This window comes from Micromonospora sp. LOL_025 (assembly GCF_048060285.1).
In the GTDB taxonomy this organism is placed as follows: Bacteria; Actinomycetota; Actinomycetes; order Mycobacteriales; family Micromonosporaceae; genus Micromonospora.
Genome location: NZ_JBHMIR010000013.1, coordinates 116,482 through 136,207 on the forward strand (window position 1 = coordinate 116,482; position 19,726 = coordinate 136,207).

The window sequence follows — 19,726 nt, forward strand, 5'->3', positions numbered from 1 at the left end:
ACGAGCCGGTCGTATCGGTCAGCACCGTCTTCGACCGGATCCTGTCGCGGATGCTGCCCCGCCGGCGCCAGCCCGATCGTGTTTCCCGTAGCCGAGGTGTTCGGTTATCTCCTCGTTAGGCGCCATCACCCTCCGACGGGCCGAGGTTGCGTCGCATGTGCGTGATGGACTCCCCAAGGCGGAACTCAGCCCCCATGATCTCCGTTGCCGAGCGGCAGATGTGCCGTGATACGATCCCCGGCTTGCTTGAGCCGGGAGGAGGGGGATCGGATGGCTAAGGAACGGGGAGGTCGTACCGACATCCGCGCCAAGCTGCAGGCTGCTGGCTATCGGCTGGTCCAGCTCGATCCCAAGATCGACCGTTACTCGAACCGCCGCCTTGACGCTCTCGCGTACGCCGCGAACGCTGACGGCGACCTCGTCCCGTGGCTCGCTGTTGAGGTTAAGAACGGCGCAAACATCAAGCCGGCGGTGATGCTCTCACAGCTGCGCAAGTGGCGTGAGCTGCTCGGCACGGTGGAGCACTATGGGGTTATCAACGGCCAGTGGTTCCGTGCCGACCGCAGTATGCGTTCGATGGATCCGGTGGATGGTCCGGTAAATCCCGCCTACGGTGACTTTGGGTTCCTGACGGATCCTTCACTGGCCACCTCACTCTTAATGGATCGTCTGTGGTTCGAGGCGGAGAAGGCCCGCGACAAGGGTCATCCCGTCGGCTTCTTCTTCCCGCCGGCCGACTTGCTGGCGCAGACACCGGTGCCCGGGATCGAAACCGCCAGCGGCGATTTCCTTCCGGTCCGTCACGACGTGCTTTGGAAGGCTCGGCGCCGAGCACTCGCGTCGTTCGCGCTGAGGGCGCCACACCCCGGCGAGCACACGACCGCTCCGGTGATCGCCGACGCTGTCGGTAGCCTCACAGGCAAGAAGCTCGGCGGCACAGTCCTTGATCCCTTCTGCGGTACAGGCAACTTTCTCTGGGCCGCGATGGATCGCGCACGGGAACTGGATGGCCCGGTCGAATTTGTTGGGCAGGAGATCAACACTCAGCTGGCCGAGCTTGCCGAGCAGATCGCTCGGACTGCGCCGGCGCGGGCCAGGATCACCACTGGTGACTCCTACAACATGAAGCTCCCCGAGGCGGACATCATCGTGACGGCCCCGCCATTCGGACGCCTTCAGCAGCCGTGGACCTTGCTGACAGGGGTGCCCGCGCGCGATTTTGAGGTTGCTGCGATCGACCTGTGCCTGCGCAAGCTGCGCCCCGGTGGTCGCGCGGTGTTCCTGCTGCCCAACAACATCACCTTCAGCCAGTCGCTGGAGTCGTATCGCCGATACCTTGCGAGCGAGTACCGCGTCGGTGCCTTGATCGGCCTCCCGGCGGGTGCGCTCGAGGGCACCATCATCCGCGTTGTGCTGCTGGTGATCGACCGTGCCGAGCCAGGGGAGACGTTTGTCGCCCAGCTTGGCGAGGACTGGGCGGCTCAGCTTTTTGAGACTGGCGCGGCCATGAACGCGGCGCTTGAGCACTTGGACGGCGAGTAGATCGCCATGTTCACCAGTGTGGTTCTCGATTTGCGGCTCGAGCGGAGCTGGGAGCCCGGTCGCCTCACCGCCGAGGCGTTCCGCTGGCCCACCTCTGATCGGGCGGTTCCGCTCTGCGACGTCGCGACCCGTCTCGCCCCCCGGTCATTTGCGGCCTCCGGATCACCGGTGGTGACCCCTGCGAGCCTTGACGCCGAGAGCGGCGGCATCCGGCGACGAAGCAGGAAGTACCAGGGCTCGGTCTTCCAGGTCGGTGCCGAGCTACGTGCCGGAGACGTGTTGGTGCCTCGCGTCGGCCTGGGCCCGGCCGTGCTGGTCTCTGAACACCTCCGCGGCGCACTAGTTTCCGCGCGCTTCACAGCACTGCGTCCGCTCGACTCGGAACTCGGCTTGTGGCTCTGGGGCGTGCTGAGCAGCGAGAGCGGGCGTCGCCTGCGGGCAAGTCTTTCGCAGGGTGCCGCCATCGCTGCTGTCGAACCGTCGTCGCTTCTTGATGCCATCGTCCCAGTCCCGCCAGTCGAACGATTGCGCCGGGTCAACGGCCCCCTCCGTGCCGTCGAGGACTCGACCCACGTCGATGAGGAAGAGGCGGTCGAGACCTGGTGGCAGACGACGGATCTGCGCACGACCGATTGGCGCATCGCGCTCGCGACGCCAGACCCGTCGATCCTGACCGCAGGCGAGCCGCTGGCCAACTTTTGCGGCGAGATCGTGCACGGCAGGAACACCCGCGGGCTCGCTATTGAGGAGGAGGCACCAGGCTACTTGCCCGTCGCCGACGTTTCGATGCTTGGCGGAAAGGCTCCACGTCGGTGGGTGCCGGAGGACCAGGGGAACGCGACCGTCGCGCAGCCGGGCGATCTCCTGGTGGCGGCCCTCGGGAATCTGCCGCACGCTCGCATTGCCGATGCTCGTGCGGTCGCTGACACCAACGTCCTGGTACTCCGGCTGCGAAATCCCTCGTTCGGCCCCGCGTTGGCGCACTACCTCAACGGGCAGGATGCGTACCGGGTGCGACAGGTGTTCACCGTCGGGGCGACGGTCCCGTCGATTTCTGCGACCGACCTTGGGCGCATCCCGGTGCCCGCGGCGGCTCTGGAGCCGGTCGAAGCGCCGGCAGTCGTCCTTCCGCTGGCCCAGCGTCTGGAGCTGCTCCTGTGGGAGAGCTGACCTGCCAGCTCTCGCCGCTGGTTTTCGCCGAGCTCTATTACCTGCTGTTAGCGAACGGCGACCTTGGCGGCGAGCTCGGCGAACGCCTCGGGGAGATCGGATGCGACCTGGAGTGGCTCGAGGCCCGGGCACAGGACTACGACGCCAAGTGGTGCTTCGATGCGCCCTCGCTCGAGACGGAGACCGCCGATGACTTGGCCTTGCCCGTGGAGCACTCCGTACTCGCCACCTGGCTGCTCGCCGGCCTCCGGAACACCGGGTTCTCCGATGAGCTCTCCTCAAATCTGGTAGACGCGGTCCAGCGGCGCATGGACACCGATGCACCCCAGCTGGACGTTCGTCCCCAGTCACTCTCACCAATCATTCGCGGGTGGACGCTCGGCATGGTGGCCGGCACGCTCGATCCGGCACTGCCGATGGTGCTGGCCTGGTATCCGGCGGACCCGCACATCAGAGCGGCCTATAAGGGACTTGTTGAGCAGGTTCTACACCTTCAGGACATCCCCGAGCCCTGGCCGGAGCTGGCAGGCACCGCGCTCTACGTGCGGACCGGTGGCCTCGCCGAGGCTCTCCGGCCCGCCCCCGAACCGGCCTTGGGCGGGCGAAAGCGTGGCCTCCAGTATTCCATCGACCTACTTATGGTCGAGGCCAAGCCGCAAGCGCCGCCCCATGTGTGGGACCGCCTCCGCGGCAACTGGATGAACTGGGTCAGCCGGCGGAACATTCTCACGCACGTCAAATCAAGCGAGGACTCCACCACGACGTTCGAGGACCACGCGGCTCAGGTGCGTACCTGGTATGAGATTTACCCAACGGTTCTCGGGATCACGCAGTTCACCTGTCAGGAGGTCTCGCTCGAGCTCCAGGAGGCCGTCCCGCCCAGTCTGCGCACCAACGACCCGTGGGAGTACCTGCAATACGACGTGAAGACCAAGTGGGACTGACAGGCGGATTCTGGCGGACGCGGCGGATCCATCTCACCGCTCGGTGAGGGTATGCTGACGGCCCGCCATTCAGGTCACTTCGGGGCGTGCGCCCAGACAACCTGTACATGCCTCTAGCACGCCGGGGTGCCCGGTCAGCGGCTATGAGAGTAGGCGAGGTCGGGTATCTGCCTACGACTTGCGCTTACTCCTCTACGGCCGCGATCACGCCGCAACGAAGCTGCCGTTGGTTCGCGGCCTCGGTGCTTCTCACCCGTCCATCACGACTCGAACGTGAAGCGCAGCGCCTTGGCGTCGCGGATGCCTCCCAGGTTAACGGAGCCCTGCGGAAGTACGCTGAGGTGGTTGAGCGGATCCGTGATGATCCGGACCTCCGGGGCCTTGCCGCCTTCCTCAACGTTTCCGACCACGACGAGGAAGAACTGCTCGGTCTCCTGCGCACGGCGGAACTCGGAGCTGGTCAGCGAGATTGTCTCGGGGATCTGCCCGGCATAGACCTTGAGCTCGAAGAAGTTCTTCAGATCGTCGATCGCGTCAGCGCCGACGTTGCGCTGGTGCCGGATGTCGACAATCTGTTCCTCGTCGCCGCCGAGCACACGCCGTACCAACGCTAGCCCGGCAGATTCGCGCTCGAACTCGGTGTAATTCTTGGGACCTCGTCCGCCATCCACCGATGGCTTTTTAGGGTTTGAGGCGTCGGGGTCGCGAGGCTTACCGGACGACGTCGTCGACCTTTTGCCAGTGGGTTCACCGTCTCCGGCAGGCGCCCCACCGATGATCTCGCCGTCCTCGTTCTTCAGCTTCAGGCTGTCGGGGTCGACCAACTGTCTGGTCGTCTTCGGCTTGGCCTCGGTAGCCTTGGTCGCGGTAGCCGCCTTGCTGCCCTTGGCGTCTGAAGCGCCCTTGCTTTTCGAGCGTCGGTTCTTGCCCTGCTCGGCCAACTCCCGCAGGAGTTCCTCACTGCGCTCGTCGCGTTCCTTCTTACGCTCGGCGTCCAAGCGCGCCGCCGTCGTGACTTCTTCCTCGCGGTGCCCTTCGAGGGCGACCGACCAGGCGGCTACCCAGTCGTGAGCGATGCGACGGGCGTCGCCGTCGAAGACGGATGCGATGGCGTAGGCACCCGAACTCGGGGAGCCAATCGCCCCTTCGTCAGCGACGTAGAATACGCCGGCGGGTAGGTCGAGCCAGGTGTCAAGCTCGACGGTTTCGTCGAGGCCGTAGGTTGGCTCGACCAACCGGACCCGGAGCCGAGGCGACTGCTTGATGCTGACTGCCTCCAGCTCGCCCCACGAGACGTGCAGGCTCTGCTCAGCCTTGGGGTCGCTCAGCGCAAGGTCGGCCCGGAGATTGGCGACAGCGCGGGAGAAGACCTGCGTGAGTTCAGCCTGGTAGGTCGCACCGTCCGGGTCGAGCACCTGCCCGTGGGGAGCGTCGAGTCGCGCCAGCTTGTATGCGTCAACCAGCGGATCAAGCTGGGCCAGTGACCCGCCGGGGCTCCAGATCGGCACTCGGCCCTTGAGCACCTGAGCGATCAGCGCATTGCGCGTCGCGTAGACCGGTCGCTTTCGCTCCCACCGATCACCGACCCAGACAGCCGCCTTCCTAAACTTGGCCAGTTCGCTCTCAGGCACTCCGATTAGCAATCGAAGTGCTTCGAGCATGATCAGCTTTTCATCGGGCTTCAGCGACTTCTTGCGGGCAAGTTCGCCAAGTACGCCGCGCGCGTCCTGAGCGGTTGGTCGTTGGATGGCAAGCAGCGCCCAGAGCGCGTCAGTGCCCGAGACTGATGGCACGAAGTCGCGCATGTCGCCGAAGATTGGAGGACCAGCAAGCACCACGCTCGGTCGGCGCCAGCCGGCCCGGGTTGCGATCAGGCCGTCGCCGCGACCGAAGGCGTTCCGGGCTGCGATTGCCGGCTGCCCGCCGAGTCGCTGGCCGCGGACCTGGGCAGCGAGCGCCTGGTAGAGCGGTGCCGCGAGGTCCTCAGCGGTCTTGGGCGTCGAGTTGGTCTCGGCGCGTACTTCCTCGAGCTTCTGGATCAGTTCGGTCACGGCCGGATCGCAGGCGACGCCGAGGCGAGCGAGAATTTCGCGGTAGGCCTCGTTGTCGAGGGCCGGGCTCAGGTACCGCTCCGGGTCGTCACCGTAGAGCGCCATGGTCGCCGAGCTCTTGATTCGGAGCTGTTCGGGCGCCGTCGCCCTGCCTTTCTCGGACGGCAGCCACGCGATTGAGGCGGCGCTGTTGATCCACCAGGCATCGACCACGCCCTGGTTCTCCCAACCGTAGTAGGGCGTGGCCGCTATGACGCGCGAGTGTTCGCGCAGACGATCCCAGGCCCGCGCGAGGGCGCCGAGCACAGCGCCCGCTCGCCGGCGCCGTTGGCGTGGGTCCTTCTCCGTCGCAATGCTCTTCAGGACCGCATCGAGGTCCGGTGCGATCCAGTCCTCAAGGGTGTAGGTCGCCTGCAGCTGCCGCAGTGCCTCGCGACGGCGTGCCGGTGACCCGGTAGCCGAGGCAGGTACGCCGGGGCTGTAGTTCGCATACCGCCATTGGTTGGCCGGGTGGCTCTTGATGCGTGGCGCTACCTCTGCACCGAGCAGGCGGAACAAGCGCTGGGCGCCGATGCCATCACGGCCGCCGTCGGTCCGGATCTTGTCCGAGTAGCGCCGGTCAATCCAGATCAGGCCCGGCGTCTTCCCGGCAGCCACGATCCAGGTGTTGACCTCGCGCTCGATAAAGTAGGCATCGCACGGACGGGCATGGGTGCCCTGCCGCTGACCATTCGCGTCGTGCACGACAGCATCGACCTTCACCGCCCGGCCAAGGCCAGCGCCGAGGGCTGGGCGCTCGGCCTCTGGGATCGCTTCGAGTGCCCGACGAAGCCCGTCGACCTGCGCATCGGTCAAGGGCCGTTCCAGCGCGGTTCCCGCCTTGCCAGCGCCGGCCAGGACGAACAGCGCGTCCGCACTCGTCGCCGAAGACCGCAGCCACTTCCTCTCCTGGAGCCAGTCGCGGATCACGGCCCAGTGCGGCCGACCCATGAACGCCGGGTGTAGCCGTGCCCCGATTCCCAGCAGCTCCCACACCGCATCGGGCTCCGCCGGGAGCAGGACCGCCAGGCCCTTGCGACTCGCTGGTGGCACGCGGACGCCGCTGTCAAGGACCAGACAAGCTCGTGAATCGAGGGCGGTGCCAAGGCCCGCTTCGACCGCGACTGCCAGCAGATCGGCGACGAACTGTGGCGATCTCTGACCGTCATCCAGCAGGACGCTCGCGTCCTCAACCCTCACGAATGTCGGCGTAGTGGTTCCTACGGCACGAAGGTCGTCAAGTACCTCGCGCCAGCGGTCGTCACTCGATCGCGCCGACTGGGCCAGCACGCCTGGCTGTCCTGACACCAAGCGAACATCCTCGGGCGAGAGGACCGCAGTGAGTTCGGCCGCCTCGTAGGCGAGTTCGTCCAGCCTGTGCGTGGTCCCTGCGTGGGTGAGGGTCAGGGTTGCAGCGAACTCGATGCGAGCCCGGCGTAGTAGATGCTCCTTGAGGCAGGCCCCGAGCCGACCGGTGGTTCGTTCGTCTGCCTCGAACTCGGCCGTCGTCGGGACGATCGCCCAGCCCTGCGCCGGCGCCAGTTGGAAGACGTCGAGCGCCGCGTCGCGCCAGAGATCGCTGAGCAATGGGACGAGAGCCAGGTTCCAGTCGGTGTCGGCGATGTCGCGACGAGAAGGTTGGGGATCGAACTGCGCGAGAAGGCGGAAGGGCAGGCCGATTGGCCGAACTGGCAAGCCGACGTGGATGTGCCCGGTGTCGCCTTCGTGTAAGGCGAACGCGAAGGCCAGTGGTGTACGAGCGCCTTGCGCCTTCCCCACCCGCTCCACCTCGGCGGGTGAAGCGGCACTGCGGCTGTAGACCAGCCACTGACGGCCGTCGGCGGCCGCGACGCGGCGCCGAGACGTGCGACCGCCGGGAAGCTCCAGTGCGTCCTCAGCGCCGTACTCAAGCTGCATTCGAACAATCTCGCGCTCCGACTCGTCGACCAGCCGGACCGTCGAGAGGTGGCGGAGGAAGACCAGGCCCGCGTCATCCCAGTGCCTGAGCCACTTCGCGGCGTCGTCGCTCTCGATAGCGCCAGAGAGGAAGGGGACAGCGAACGTAGTCAACGAAATGTCGGCCCGCGGCCAGGCGATGTGCTCGTTCAGCGGCCGAATCGTGTCGGCACCGAACCGCACGCGGAAGTGGCCTTGGTAGACCTCGAGGACGTCCGAGAGCGAGTGGAGCGTCTTGAGCCCGATGCCGAATCGGCCGAGCTTCTCTTCGTCGGCGGCCTTGAGGCTGAGCCACGGGATGGCCAGAGCCCAGACGTCATGCAGGGTGAGTGCGGCGCCGTTGTGCGAGAACAGCAGCCGTGAACCGAGGCTGTCGACCGCGATAGTGGCCTCGGTTGCGCCGAGGTCGTCCGCGTTTTGAATGAGCTCAGCCAGCCCCTGAAGGCGGTCATCGCTGAGGTAGGCGGCACTGTCGCCCGCCCGCCTCAGGGCGGACCGGATCGACTTCGGCAGGCTGTGTAGGCGCTCAACCAGCGCGATGACGCCCGCGTCGGCCGCCGACTCGTCCTCGGGCAGGAGAGCGGCCGTGCGCGGCGTCTCGGGGTCATGATCGGCAACGAGGTGGGCCACCTCGGACGCTTCGTGGGCAGCGAAGATGCGCGGCGTCAGCTCACTCGCCATATTCGCTCCCCATTCACGTTGGTCCAGCGGTGCCTCCTCATCCTCTCGCACCGTACCGACAAGGAGATGGGCCTTACGGGTACGGATGACCACGTCAATGGCACGGCAAGCCTCGCTCGGGTTCTTTGTCCGATCTGGCGACGAACTCGCCCGCAAGGTGAGGTTGATGAAGGCGAGCTCCACTCGGTGATCAGTCTGGGCCAGCGGGGCGGCGTCAGCCGCTGAAGCATCGGAAGGGTGTCGTACTCGGCTGGGATGGTGCCGGCGTGGCTACAAAGACCCGGGAGACGGTGGCGAGCGCCCATCCGGAACTCCTGCCGGAACTGCTCGAGGTGAAAGGTTGGACGGGGGCTTTGGGCGACCTTCCCCGGGGCTCGAACCGTGAGGCGCGGTGGAGGTGCGCGACCTGTGAGCACGAGTGGTGGCAGGCCGCCGCCGTGCGGGTGCGAGCGGCACCCGGTTGCAAGGCTTGCCGGAGCCGTCTGCGGCGCAAGGCCGAGACGCCGGAGCCCGGCCGTAGCCTGGCGGACGTCATGCCGGAGCTGGCCGCGGAGTGGCTAGAGTGCATCACCTACCCCACCGCCACACCCGAGACCATCAGCGCCCAGTCCTCGGCCGAGGTGCGGTGGCGCTGCTCGGCCTGCGGCCACTGCTGGGTGGGGCCGATCGTCCGGCGGACCCGGTCCGGGGGCGGCGGTTGCAAGCCGTGCGCGAGCAAGCGCCGCTCCGAGGCCAACTCCCGGCGAGTGGCCAACCGGGTCGGCGACGCGCGCCCGGAGATCGTCGAGTTTTTCCTGCGCTGGGAGGACCCGGCTGAGCAGGCGCCGGTGGCAGAGGTGAGCGTCCGCTCCGACAAAGTGGCCTGGTGGCGCTGCGCCTGCGGCAACGCCTGGCACACGAGAGTTCGGCTCCGGGCCGCCGGAAGCGTCTGCCCACGGTGCCGGGCCGCGAACCGTCGGCCGCGTACCACAGCGCCATTGCGCAGCACCCACCCCAGGGTCGCCGACATGTTTGTCCGCAACCTCACCCATCCGCAACGCACCCCCGACTCCATGCCGAAATCCGCGACTGATCGGTGCCGATGGCGGTGCAGCGCCTGCGATCACGAGTGGGAGCAAACGGTGTTGAACGTGGTCGGCGCCGGCCGGCCCTGCCCTCGATGCGCCGTCTTGATGGTCGGCGCGCCGCGGCCCGGCCGATCGCTCGCTGACCTGTACCCCGAGATCGCGGCCCAGTTCGTCGCCAACCAGCGGCGTCCCGAGCGCGGCCCCGCCCTTCTGCGTCCGAGCTCGGTCGACCGGTGCTTATGGCGCTGCGGCGACTGTGCGCACGAGTGGGTGTCCACCGTGACGAATCGGACCGCTGGCCGCGGCTGCCCGCCCTGCGGGCGCCGACGAGCGGGTGAGCTGCTGCGGGATCCTGGTGAAGCCGCTTCGTTCAGCAGCACGCATCCCGAGCAGGCCGCCACGTTCGTCGCCAACAAGTCCCACCCTGGCCGGGGCCCGCAGAGCTTCACCGCAGGGACCAACGACATCTGCGTCTGGCGCTGCCCAGAGTGTTCCCGGCACTTCGAACGCTCGGTCGCCACCCATGCAACCCGGCTGCTCTGCGCCACATGCGCGTACCTGGCTCTGGGCGCCGCCAAGCGGATCGCCCCTCAGAAGAAATCGCTCGCCACGCTCATGCCGGAGGCCGCTTCGTCCTTCGTGGCGAACCTCTCCTGGCCCGGGGAGGGACCGGCGACGCTGTACCCGCGAGCCGGCGCCCTCTGCTCTTGGCGCTGCCGGTGCGGTGCGCTCTTCGAGGCGCGCGTGCGCGATCGCGCGAAATCGCCCGACTACGGCTGCGGCCGGTGCCGCCGCCGTGGCCGAAGCCTCCTCGAACTGGAGCTCGCCCACCTGCTGGCGGCCGCTACGGGCGAGGAGGTGGAAGTTGACGTCCGCATCGACGGCGGCCGGCGCTCGGCGGAGCGGCTTGACCTCTTCCTGCCCAAAGCCGAGATCTACATCGACCTGGACCCGGCCCAGTGGCACGCCGGCACTGCCGCTCACGCCCGGGACCTGCGCAAATCGGAGGTCATGGCCAAGCTGGGTGTGCGCTATGTGCGGGTTCGGCAGCCCGGCACTCCGCCGGTTTTAGGAGAGACCGTGGTCGCGGGCACCAAGGACGCAACGGAATGGTTTCTGGTCCTCGCAAAATGGCTGCAGACGCAGTCCGTTCCGTGTCCGCCCCTGTCCGCCGACCGGATCGCCGCATGCCTCGCCGCAGCGCGCGAGGAGTGGAAGGCTTTCCAGATCACCCCACCCAGCGAGAGCCTGGCCGCCGTGCTTCCCGAGCTGGCGAGCGAACTGGTCGAGAACCTGACTCGTCCGGAGATGGGCGCGCAGTGGCTGCTTCCCGGCTCCGCGGACCGGTGCGTCTGGCGGTGCCGAACCTGCCAGCACGTCTGGCGCACCCAGGTGGTCAGCCGGACCCGCAACAAAACCGGCTGCCCGAAATGCTCCCGGCGGGAACACTCCTACCAGGCACGCCTGAGCCGGGCCAAACTCCGGGTCCGTGACGTCGCTCCCGAACTGCTCACCCAGGCCGTGCGCATCCTCGACGTCGAAAAGGCCCGCGACATCGAGCTGCTCGACCTGGCCCGCGGGTCGACCATCCGCGTGCTCTGGCGATGCCCCGACTGTGCACACGAGTGGGTGGCCCCGGTCGTAAGCCGCACCTCCGGGCGCGGTTGCCAGCCGTGTGGCATCCGCCGGCGCACCGCGTCCCGCCGAGAGCCGCCGCCCGGTGGATCGCTGACCGACCTACATCCCGAGATCGCGCGCACCTTCCTGGCGAACCTGGACCATCCTGATCGGGGGCCAGATCGGCTCCGCCCAGGATCCCACGACCGTTGCCGGTGGCACTGCCCCTGCTGTGGATCGACGGAATGGGTGACAACGGTCTCAGCCCGAATCCAGCGGCAGGGCTGCGGAGGGTGCCGCGGTCTGAGGACCGGCAGGCGGAGCGTCATCGCCAGCAAGGACGAAAAGCTGCAGTTCGATGCGCTTCTACTGTTCTGATGGCGGCCGGTCGCGCAGTTTCGCAGCACCCGTGCGATGCCGAAACCGGTTACAAACACTGGTTGACGAAATTGCTCCCGCCCCGTCCGGTACCTCGATCTCAAGAACACGCACGTACCGCTCGATGTCCACCCGCCCGGCAGCCAGCGGGTCGAGACCCTAGCCGGTACACGAGCGTAGGAAGATCCGCAGGTCGCATGCGGAAGCAGGAACGGCAGCCATACAGCACCGTGCGTCACCAGCGGCGATGAACGCCAGCCCACCCAGAGCGGCATGAGCGGATACGCCGCGGTCAGCGTTAGCCACCAGCGTGGCGACGGGTCGGGAGCAGTCGTGACGCGGACGCAGCGCCGCGACGGCGACAACGTGCCGTCTGGATGCCGTAGTGCGAGGAAGGCGAGCGCCGCCCGGCTTGTCACACGCGGGTGCTACGACTGCCCTGTGACCCACAGCCTCGGCCTCATCGATGCGCTCTGGTTCGTGCTGCCGGCATTCGGGTCCCCAAATCCCGAGACGCCACCAAGGTGCTCGCCCAATCTCGAGACGGTACGGGAGGTCCGATGACCGAGTTGCTGACCGCGACCGATCTAGAACAGTGGTCGGAGCGCAACGACTCGCGCGAGCACCTGCCGACGCTGGTCCGGCGCCTCATCCTCGCGGTGGCCGCTCCTGACACACTCCGCATGCCCGCCGCCGAAGCCGTCGGGCTGCCCGGCCTTGACGGCGAGGTCACGAGCTCATCCGGCGCTCCGCCGTTCCTGCCGCCGGGCCGCTCGGTGTGGGAGCTGGGAACGGGGCGCGAACCCCAGGACAAGGCTCAGCGCGACTACCGCAAGCGGGTCGACGGGTCGACCCGGGACGAGCGCGCAGGCGTCGTCTTCGTGTTCGTGACGAGCCGACGGTGGCCCGGCTCGCAGGATTGGGTCGATCGCCGCATGGAAGACGACGATGGCTGGGCGGGTATCCGGGTGCTCGACGCGGAGGACCTCGCTGCGTGGCTCGCCCTGTGCCCTGGAGTGCACCGGTGGCTGGCGTCCGAGCAGCTCGGGCGGGATCCGCACGGCGTGATCGGTCTTCGCGACTGGTATCGGAACTGGGCCGAGCGCACTCAGCCGGCTATCCCGGCAGCGCTGCTACTGGCGGGCCGCGACGACCAAGTTCGCCGCCTTCGGGGCCACCTCCGGGCCGAGCCGGGCGAGCAGGTGGTGGCTTCGGCGAGCCGGGATGAGTCCGTGGCCTTCGTTGCGGCCAGTTTGATGGCGGAGCCGCCGCAGGACGCGACCACGACACCGCGCCAGACGTCAGAAGATCCGCCGGTGGACGCGCCCAGCGGGTCGGAGGTACCGGTCGGGGCTGTTGCGGATGCGGAACCGACCGAGCCCCTCGGATCATCCGCCGCAGAGGAGGGCGACGCCGCAGCAGGGCTCGCGCGCGCCACCGGCGCACCGGCCGAACTCGAAGCGCTCCTCGAACGGGCTCTCGTCGTCGAGGACCTGCGGGCATGGCGGCGAGTGGCCGCTCACGAGAGCCCGATGGTGCTCGTGCCTGTGTTCGCCGAGCCTGAGATCGGCGACGCTCTCCGCGCCGGTCACCACGTCGTGCTGCCCCACGCCGGCCGGCCCGCCGACGACCGGCTCCCACGGCTGCACCGGCACCTCGCACGGGAGGTCTGGATCGCCGCCGGGCTCGACCGTGACCGTGCCGACGAGTACGCACGGGCGGCGAGACGGAGCTTGACATCGCTGCGTCGGCGCATCGGCCGGTCCGGCTGGCTTCGCCAGCCGCCGTGGGCCTCGGACACCACGGCGAACCTGCTCGCTCCGCTGTTGCTCGCCGGTGCCTGGGCCGACGACGTTCAGGGCGACCTAGAGGCGCTGCAGAGCTTGACCGACCGCGGCTGGCGGGCGACGGCCCGGGACCTGAGCACGCTGACGTCAGGCGAGGACGCACCGCTGCTCTTGAGGGACCGCCGGTGGGAGTTCGCCGATCCGGTGGATGCATGGGACGCCCTCAACCACGCGCTGACGGCTGAGGATCTGGATGCGTTCCAGTCACTGGCGCCGGGCGTGCTGGGCGAGAGCGACCCCGCTTCAGGGCTAACCACACGAGACCGCATCGCTGCCTCGCTCAGCGAGACCGGCGCGCCGCGTCGACGGCACTCCAGCACGCTTCGCCGCGGGATGGCCACGACCACGGCGATCCTCGGCGCGGTCGTCGGCGACCGTGAACTCCCCGGCGGTCTCACCGGTCAGCAGCGTGCGTCCCGAGTCGTCCGCGAGTTGCTCCATGACGCCGACGCCGCACGCTGGCACGCGGTCGCTGATCTGCTGCCGCTGCTGGCTGAGGCCTCGCCCGAGGGCTTCCTCGCGTGCGTCGAGCGGTCCCTCGACGGAACCGACCCGCCGGTGATGTCGCTGTTCGCCGAGACGCCCGACGACTTCGGGCTGGGCAGCCACAGCGCCCACTCCCCGCTGCTGTGGGCACTGGAGAGCCTCGCCTGGTCTCCGGCACTGCTGTCTCGGGTAGCTGTCGTGCTCGGCCGCCTCGCCGATCGGGACCCGGGCGGGCGGCTCGCCAACCGGCCCAGCGCCTCTCTCGCTGCCGCCCTGCACCTGCGCATCCCGCAAGGCGCGGGCGACGCGGCGACACGTATCGCTGCGTTCGACGCCGTCCGGACCGTCGCGCCGATGGCAGCTTGGCGGCTCGCGCTCGACCTCGTTAGCCACGCCAACCGAGGGATGATCCTAGTCAGCGGCCCGAAGTTCCGAGATTGGCCTCGGCCGCCGCACGCCACCGTCAACGACATCGTCGACGCACTGGACGCCCTGGCCCGACGCATCGCCGATGATGCCGGCGCCGACCCGGACCGGCTCGCCGCCGCACTCGCTCTCATCGATCGGTTTCGAGAGCCCGGCAGGCTCGCGCTACTCAACGCAGCCCAGACCGCATTACAGGAGCTGCAGGAGGAGGGCCGTCGCACCGTCCTCGCCAGCCTCGCGGAGAGGGTTGCGATGCACCGCCGGCACCCGGATGCGGGCTGGGCGCTGCTCGACCAAGCCCTCCAGCCCCTTGAGGCGTTCCTGGACGCCCACGCCCTCCCGGGGAGCCACCCCGACGATGCCGAGCTGTTCTCGTGGCTGCCTTTTCGACGCGGTCTCAACCTAGAATGCGAGGACCCCGACCCAGAGGCGCTCGCGTCCGCGAGGGCCGAAGCGGTCCGACGTTGCCTCAACGACGGGCTCCTAGGGGTCCTACGCCTGGCCGAGGCGTCCGAGAACCCGGCAGCCGTCGGCGACGCCCTGGCTTCAGTAACGACCGATCACGACCCAGCGGTCCTCGAGCATCTCGCGGGCTCGTCGCAGCCCCTGCACGCGATGGCCGCCGGCCTAGCGGTGCACCGGCAGCGGGAGGACGCAGGCTGGCTCGCTGCCACGGCAGCCGCCAGGCCCGCCCAGGCCGCAGCGCTGTGCCGGACCGCGACGATTAACGAAGCTCTGCTGACGCTCGTGGACGGCCTGGAGCCGGACACGCAAGACGAGTTTTGGCGCGACATGCAACCGCTGGGGGTTCCGGACGACCTGACGCCGACCGTCGCGCGGTGCCTGCTCGAGCGCGGCCGGGCCTGGGCCGCGATTGACTTGCTCAGCCACGCCGGTTTCGGCGCTGACCTCGACCTGGCCATCCAGGCTCTGAAGGCGCCGGCCCTCCTAGCCACCGAAGATATCTCGCGCGCGCGGTCGCCGGAGTACACGGTCGGACGCCTGCTCGACCGTCTCGAGGAAGCAGGCGCGGACGACACGCTGCTCGCAGACCTCGAGTGGTTCTACCAGCCGCTCCTCGACCACAGCCGCAGACCGGCAGCTTTGCACCGCGAACTCGCCCGCAATCCCGCCCGCTTCGTCGGCCTCGTGTCCTTGATGTACCGGCCGGACCCGGACACCGGCGCGAACTCAGCCGACGAAGAGGTGAGGGACAACGCTGCTTCGTCGCAGGCAGCGGCTTGGACCGTCCTGCGGGAGTGGCGCACGCCGCTCCCGGGCTCCGTCGACGGACAGTTACCGACAACCGAGGATATGTTGCGATGGGTGGAATCGGTACGCGAGATGCTCACCGCGTCCGGCCGCGCTCGGGCGCTGCCCGTCGTTCTGGGCGATGCGCTGTCCGGCGCCGTCGCAGACGAGGACGGCACGTGGCCCAGCGAGCCAGTCCGGGATGTCCTCGAGAGCCTCGGAGACACAGACCTCGACGAGCATCTCGCTGTCGCGAGGATGAACCAGCGCGGCGTCACAAGTCGCGGTGTCTACGACGGCGGAGTGCAGGAGCGCGCGCTCGCCGAGCAGTACAGCGCGGCGGCGGACCGTGTACGCGGCCGGTGGCCTCGTTCGGGAACGCTGCTCGACGGGCTGAGCCGGTCCTACCGCGATGACGCCCGCCGGGAGGACCGCTCGGCTGAGCGCCAGGGCGATCGTTGACGGCTGGTCAGCCCGTAGTGCACGACAGCTACCTGTTCGACGGCGTCGATGACCGCCAACTCGCCGCAGCCCTAGGCCTAGCCGCTGAAGTCACAGTCCGTGAAGGACTCCAGTACATCATCACGCTCAACTCCGACGACCTCGATAAAGCCCGCCGACGAGGCTTCGACGCAGACCCCCACCTGCTGCCCCAACGCCTCACCAACCGTACGACGAAGGAGCGCTCTTCGGATTCCGCTTCTAGCTCGATCACCATCATCGACATCCGCTGATCGTGGCCACCCTGCGATGCAGGCCATGACAACGTTGGCCGGCTGTGGCTGGGTCGGCCAGATGTGGTGTGGTGTTGCCCCGATATGGTCCAAGCCGTGGCGGACATGAGCAATGACTACGTGCTGACACTCGTGCAGCGGGCGCTGGACGAGATCGATGATCGGCCAATCGATGCGACAACCCGGCGGGCCGCCCGCATTGCTTCGCTACTGGGCGAAACAGAATTTGCTGTCTATCTCGGCATGGAGCTCAAGCCGGCCGGCGGCCATCCGCCTGCCAACGCTGCAGACACTAGGCGCCTGATGGCGGACCCGTCGTTGTGGGATGACCCCGATGGGCCGGTCGAGGCAGCCATGACGCGTTACCTAGCCTCGCGAGCCGTCAAATCAGGACCCGATAAAGGAAAACATGCTTCTCACGGCCTGGGCGAAGTGGAAAGCCTCATCCAGATGTTCTCTGAGAATCCACCGAACTACGAAATAGCGCTCAGCGGGAAACTCATGCGAGACGTTAAAGACAGGGTGAAACACACCGTGTTCGTCGCCCTATGCGCGTGGGAACGGCAGCTTACCTACGCCAACGTCAACGAACGCATCTTCGATCGCTTCCGATCCCAAGTCGACGCAATGCTGGCGCAAGGTGCCCCGACCTTGCTCGATCAGTTCTCCGCCGTGTACCGGCGGCTGCGGGCAGCAACCAACGACCCGGCTGCGCTGGTCGCAGAGGAACTCTCGCAAGCCGTTACCACGTGCCGGCGCATACTCAAGGCGGTCGCCGACCACGTGCTACCCGGCGTCCCAGGCGCTAAGACCGACACCGGCCATTCACTCAACGACGCCGCCTACCGCAACCGTGTGTACGAATACGTCAAGACCAACACGCCCAGCGACACTACGGCCGCGACGGTAAACGCAGCAGTGGGTGGCTTGATCGAACGCTTCAACGCAATCGACAAGCTAGCCAACAAGGGCGTGCACGCCGACGTTGGCGCGCCGGAAGCCGAGCTCTGCGCCATCCATACCTACCTGGTCGCCGGCGAACTGCTTGCCCTCGGGCGAGCGACGGAGTAGATCGAGAGGCTCAATGCCTTGCAGCAGGGCATCCGCAACGGCCGGCAGGGGAGCCGAGCGGCGTCAGCGCACCAGCGCCCAGGCGGTTTCCCCGTCGAGCAGCGGTTTGTCAGCGGGACGGCGATCGGCCTGATCAGGGATGGCGTGGTCGCATCTCGCGATCGCCTCGTCAAAAGCTTCTCAAGATCGTGTCGCTTTTCCTGGTCATCCGTCTGGTGGGGCAACGTCGATCGGCGACGAGATGGTTGGATCGGATCATGATGAAGCCGTTACTGGACGCGGGATACCGGCTCTATGCCCGTCGTCTGCGTGCCCAGCTCGCTGCGGGCGACCTGCCACGCCATGTGGCGATGGTGATGGACGGAAACCGACGGTGGGCTCGGCAGATGGGGTTCGACGATCCCAAGGTCGGACATCGTTACGGCGCCGAACATCTTGATGAGGTGTTGGGTTGGTGTGCCGAGGTTGGCATCTGTCATGTCACCGTGTTCGTTGCCTCCGTGGATAACGTGCGCAAACGCGCTTCCGACGAGGTCGACAACCTGATGAGGATGATCGAGAGCGTGGTCGCAGAGCAACTGTCGCGCCCGGAGAACCTATGGCAGCTGCACCTTGCCGGCCGGATGGATGTGCTGCCCGACTCGACACGGCACGCACTGAAACTCGCCGAAGAGGCGACCCGAGACCGGGTGACCGAGTTCCACCTGAATGTGGCGATTGGCTATGACGGTCGCGAGGAGATCGTTAACGCGGTTCGTTCGTTGCTGGAGGACATGTCGTCGGACGGAGCAACGATCGATGACGTTGCCCAGCGTCTGACCGCCGACCAGATAGCCGCGCACCTGTATACCGGTGGGCAGCCGGACCCGGACCTCGTCATCCGCACCAGTGGAGAGCGGCGAATGTCGGGCTTCCTTTTGTGGCAGGCTGCCTACTCGGAGCTTTACTTCTGTGACGTGCATTGGCCGGGGTTCCGGAAGGTCGACTTCCTGCGAGCCTTACGCTCGTACGCCGCCCGCCACCGAAGGTTCGGCGCATGACCTGGGAGGGTCAGGTCGCCGGGCCAGTACGGGATCGTTCAGACCGGCGTGGGTCATCGGGGACGCCAGCCGAATAGAGGTCTTGCGAAGCGGTCGAGCAGCTTCCCGATGTGAGGCTGCTGGAGGAGGTCGGGCGGGGTCTGGCTGTGCTCCGTGGGGCCCATCGGCCGGTAGGGTCGCCTGCGGGGCAGTAGCGGCTTGCCATGCCGACGCCTACTCGCATTCATCTCGCAAGCGACATCGACGGTGACACGATCTTGAGAAGGCGTCATCGAGGATGAGAACCTACAGTGGGACTGGGCAGGTCGTCGGCATCGATCAGCTGCAGGTTCTCGACCGTCAGGCTCAGCGCCGCAGCGATCACGATGTCGCACATCTGTGGCGTCAGGACGTACAACTGGGCGCCGGTCAGGCAGCGGGCTTCGTCGGTGACGACCAACTCGACTGCCGCCGGCCAGGCGGACGGGCGCGCCAAGGGATCCCGCCCAGGTCTAGCTTGACCTTTAATCCCGGGGTCGGTTGCATCGACCCTGGTCGACCATGGCCGCAGCCCGCGATCGATCATTCCTCTTGTCTAGGGAAAGAAGATCAGGACCGAGGGCTGCGGGACGATCAGTGTGCATGACGTCGATCGTGGAAGCGTGGTTGGGGACCTCGCGACGTTCCGTACGGAACTGCATCGCTGTCTGAGCGCCAGGGCTGATGCGCTGTTCGAGTTGGCCGACGCGGTGCTGTGCGCGGATGGGCCGGTGCGGTCGCTGCCGGCTTTGTCCCTGGTGGCGGAGCATCGTCGAGGTCACGGCGCGTTGTACGACGCGCTTGGCGCCGGTCGGATGGATGTCCAGCGGTTGCGGACCGTGGTGGCCTCGATGCCGATCTCACGGGCCGCCGACGGGGGATCGTCCTGGTCGTGGATGTCACCTGCTGGCTGCGGCCGGAAGCGCACACCATGCCGGAGCGGATCCTGTGCCACAGCCAGGACGTCCGGTTCACCGCGCGGTCAAGCCGCGCGGCTTGGGACGGAGTGAAGCGAGGGTGATGGTGGCCGTGAGAGAGTGCATGCTTCCGAAGAGGGCTGCGCCGTTACGGCCCCCGGCGCCAGGCTCGTGGCCAACATCCGAGGGACATCGCGGCTCTCGGTGCAGACCGGGTGGTGCTCCGATGGTGCTCGGATGTTCGGCACCGGACGAGCACGAACGCATCAAATCCAGCACGCCGACATCGCCATCAGCCGGCCGCCCACGCTTGCCGTCGACGGCAGCGCGCGGACCAGCCGAAACGAAAGCCCTCCGCGTGGACGAAGGGCTTGCAAAACAGCACGAGGTATGAGACTTTGTATGTGGTGGGGAAGGTTAGCCACCCTCCCGACTACGGATCAGATGCTTCTGCGAGGCCCGCAGTTGCGGTGGGAGTGCGTGTAATGACT

10 protein-coding genes and 1 pseudogene are annotated in these 19,726 nt (G+C 67.5%); 9 read left to right on the forward strand and 2 right to left on the reverse strand.

What is annotated here, in order from left to right; all coding sequences use genetic code 11:
• Window positions 1-270 precede the first annotated feature (270 nt).
• Genes ACFHW0_RS18110 through ACFHW0_RS18120 form a run of 3 tightly spaced genes read left to right on the forward strand, consistent with a single transcriptional unit; the run spans window position 271 to window position 3,656 of the window.
• Window positions 271-1,542, forward strand: a complete 1,272-nt coding sequence (locus tag ACFHW0_RS18110; protein WP_416609120.1) for an HsdM family class I SAM-dependent methyltransferase — start codon at window positions 271-273, stop codon at window positions 1,540-1,542.
• A gap of 6 nt (window positions 1,543-1,548) precedes the next feature.
• Window positions 1,549-2,712, forward strand: a complete 1,164-nt coding sequence (locus ACFHW0_RS18115) for a hypothetical protein (protein WP_416609123.1) — start codon at window positions 1,549-1,551, stop codon at window positions 2,710-2,712.
• A complete protein-coding gene (locus tag ACFHW0_RS18120; RefSeq protein ID WP_416609125.1) occupies window positions 2,700-3,656 on the forward strand; it encodes a hypothetical protein in 957 nt (318 codons plus the stop codon). Before ACFHW0_RS18115 ends, ACFHW0_RS18120 begins: the two co-directional genes overlap by 13 nt.
• Before the next feature lie 260 nt (window positions 3,657-3,916).
• Here ACFHW0_RS18120 and ACFHW0_RS18125 read toward each other — a convergent pair whose 3' ends face one another.
• A complete protein-coding gene (locus ACFHW0_RS18125) occupies window positions 3,917-8,566 on the reverse strand; it encodes a sacsin N-terminal ATP-binding-like domain-containing protein (RefSeq protein ID WP_416609126.1) in 4,650 nt (1,549 codons plus the stop codon).
• Between the two features lie 149 nt (window positions 8,567-8,715).
• Between ACFHW0_RS18125 and ACFHW0_RS18130 the strand changes: the two genes are divergently transcribed.
• From ACFHW0_RS18130 to uppS, 5 genes are all read left to right on the forward strand, one after another.
• Entirely contained in the window at window positions 8,716-11,445 is a 2,730-nt protein-coding gene (locus tag ACFHW0_RS18130; RefSeq protein WP_416609166.1) for a zinc-ribbon domain-containing protein, read from the forward strand.
• 560 nt (window positions 11,446-12,005) lie between these two features.
• Entirely contained in the window at window positions 12,006-15,917 is a 3,912-nt protein-coding gene (locus tag ACFHW0_RS18135; protein WP_416609128.1) for a hypothetical protein, read from the forward strand.
• Between the two features lie 17 nt (window positions 15,918-15,934).
• Entirely contained in the window at window positions 15,935-16,189 is a 255-nt protein-coding gene (locus tag ACFHW0_RS18140) for a DUF2326 domain-containing protein (protein WP_363898747.1), read from the forward strand.
• A gap of 96 nt (window positions 16,190-16,285) precedes the next feature.
• Window positions 16,286-17,260, forward strand: a complete 975-nt coding sequence (locus ACFHW0_RS18145) for a hypothetical protein (protein WP_416609130.1) — start codon at window positions 16,286-16,288, stop codon at window positions 17,258-17,260.
• A 260-nt stretch (window positions 17,261-17,520) separates the two neighbouring features.
• Complete coding sequence (gene uppS / locus ACFHW0_RS18150; RefSeq protein WP_416609168.1) at window positions 17,521-18,300, forward strand: polyprenyl diphosphate synthase; 780 nt, start codon at window positions 17,521-17,523, stop codon at window positions 18,298-18,300.
• Between the two features lie 268 nt (window positions 18,301-18,568).
• Here uppS and ACFHW0_RS18155 read toward each other — a convergent pair whose 3' ends face one another.
• Window positions 18,569-18,739, reverse strand: coding sequence for a hypothetical protein (locus tag ACFHW0_RS18155; protein WP_363898753.1), 171 nt, complete (start codon window positions 18,737-18,739; stop codon window positions 18,569-18,571).
• A gap of 172 nt (window positions 18,740-18,911) precedes the next feature.
• Here ACFHW0_RS18155 and ACFHW0_RS18160 point away from each other — a divergent pair.
• A pseudogene (locus tag ACFHW0_RS18160) lies at window positions 18,912-19,276 on the forward strand (transposase); the annotation flags it as partial.
• Window positions 19,277-19,726 lie beyond the last annotated feature (450 nt).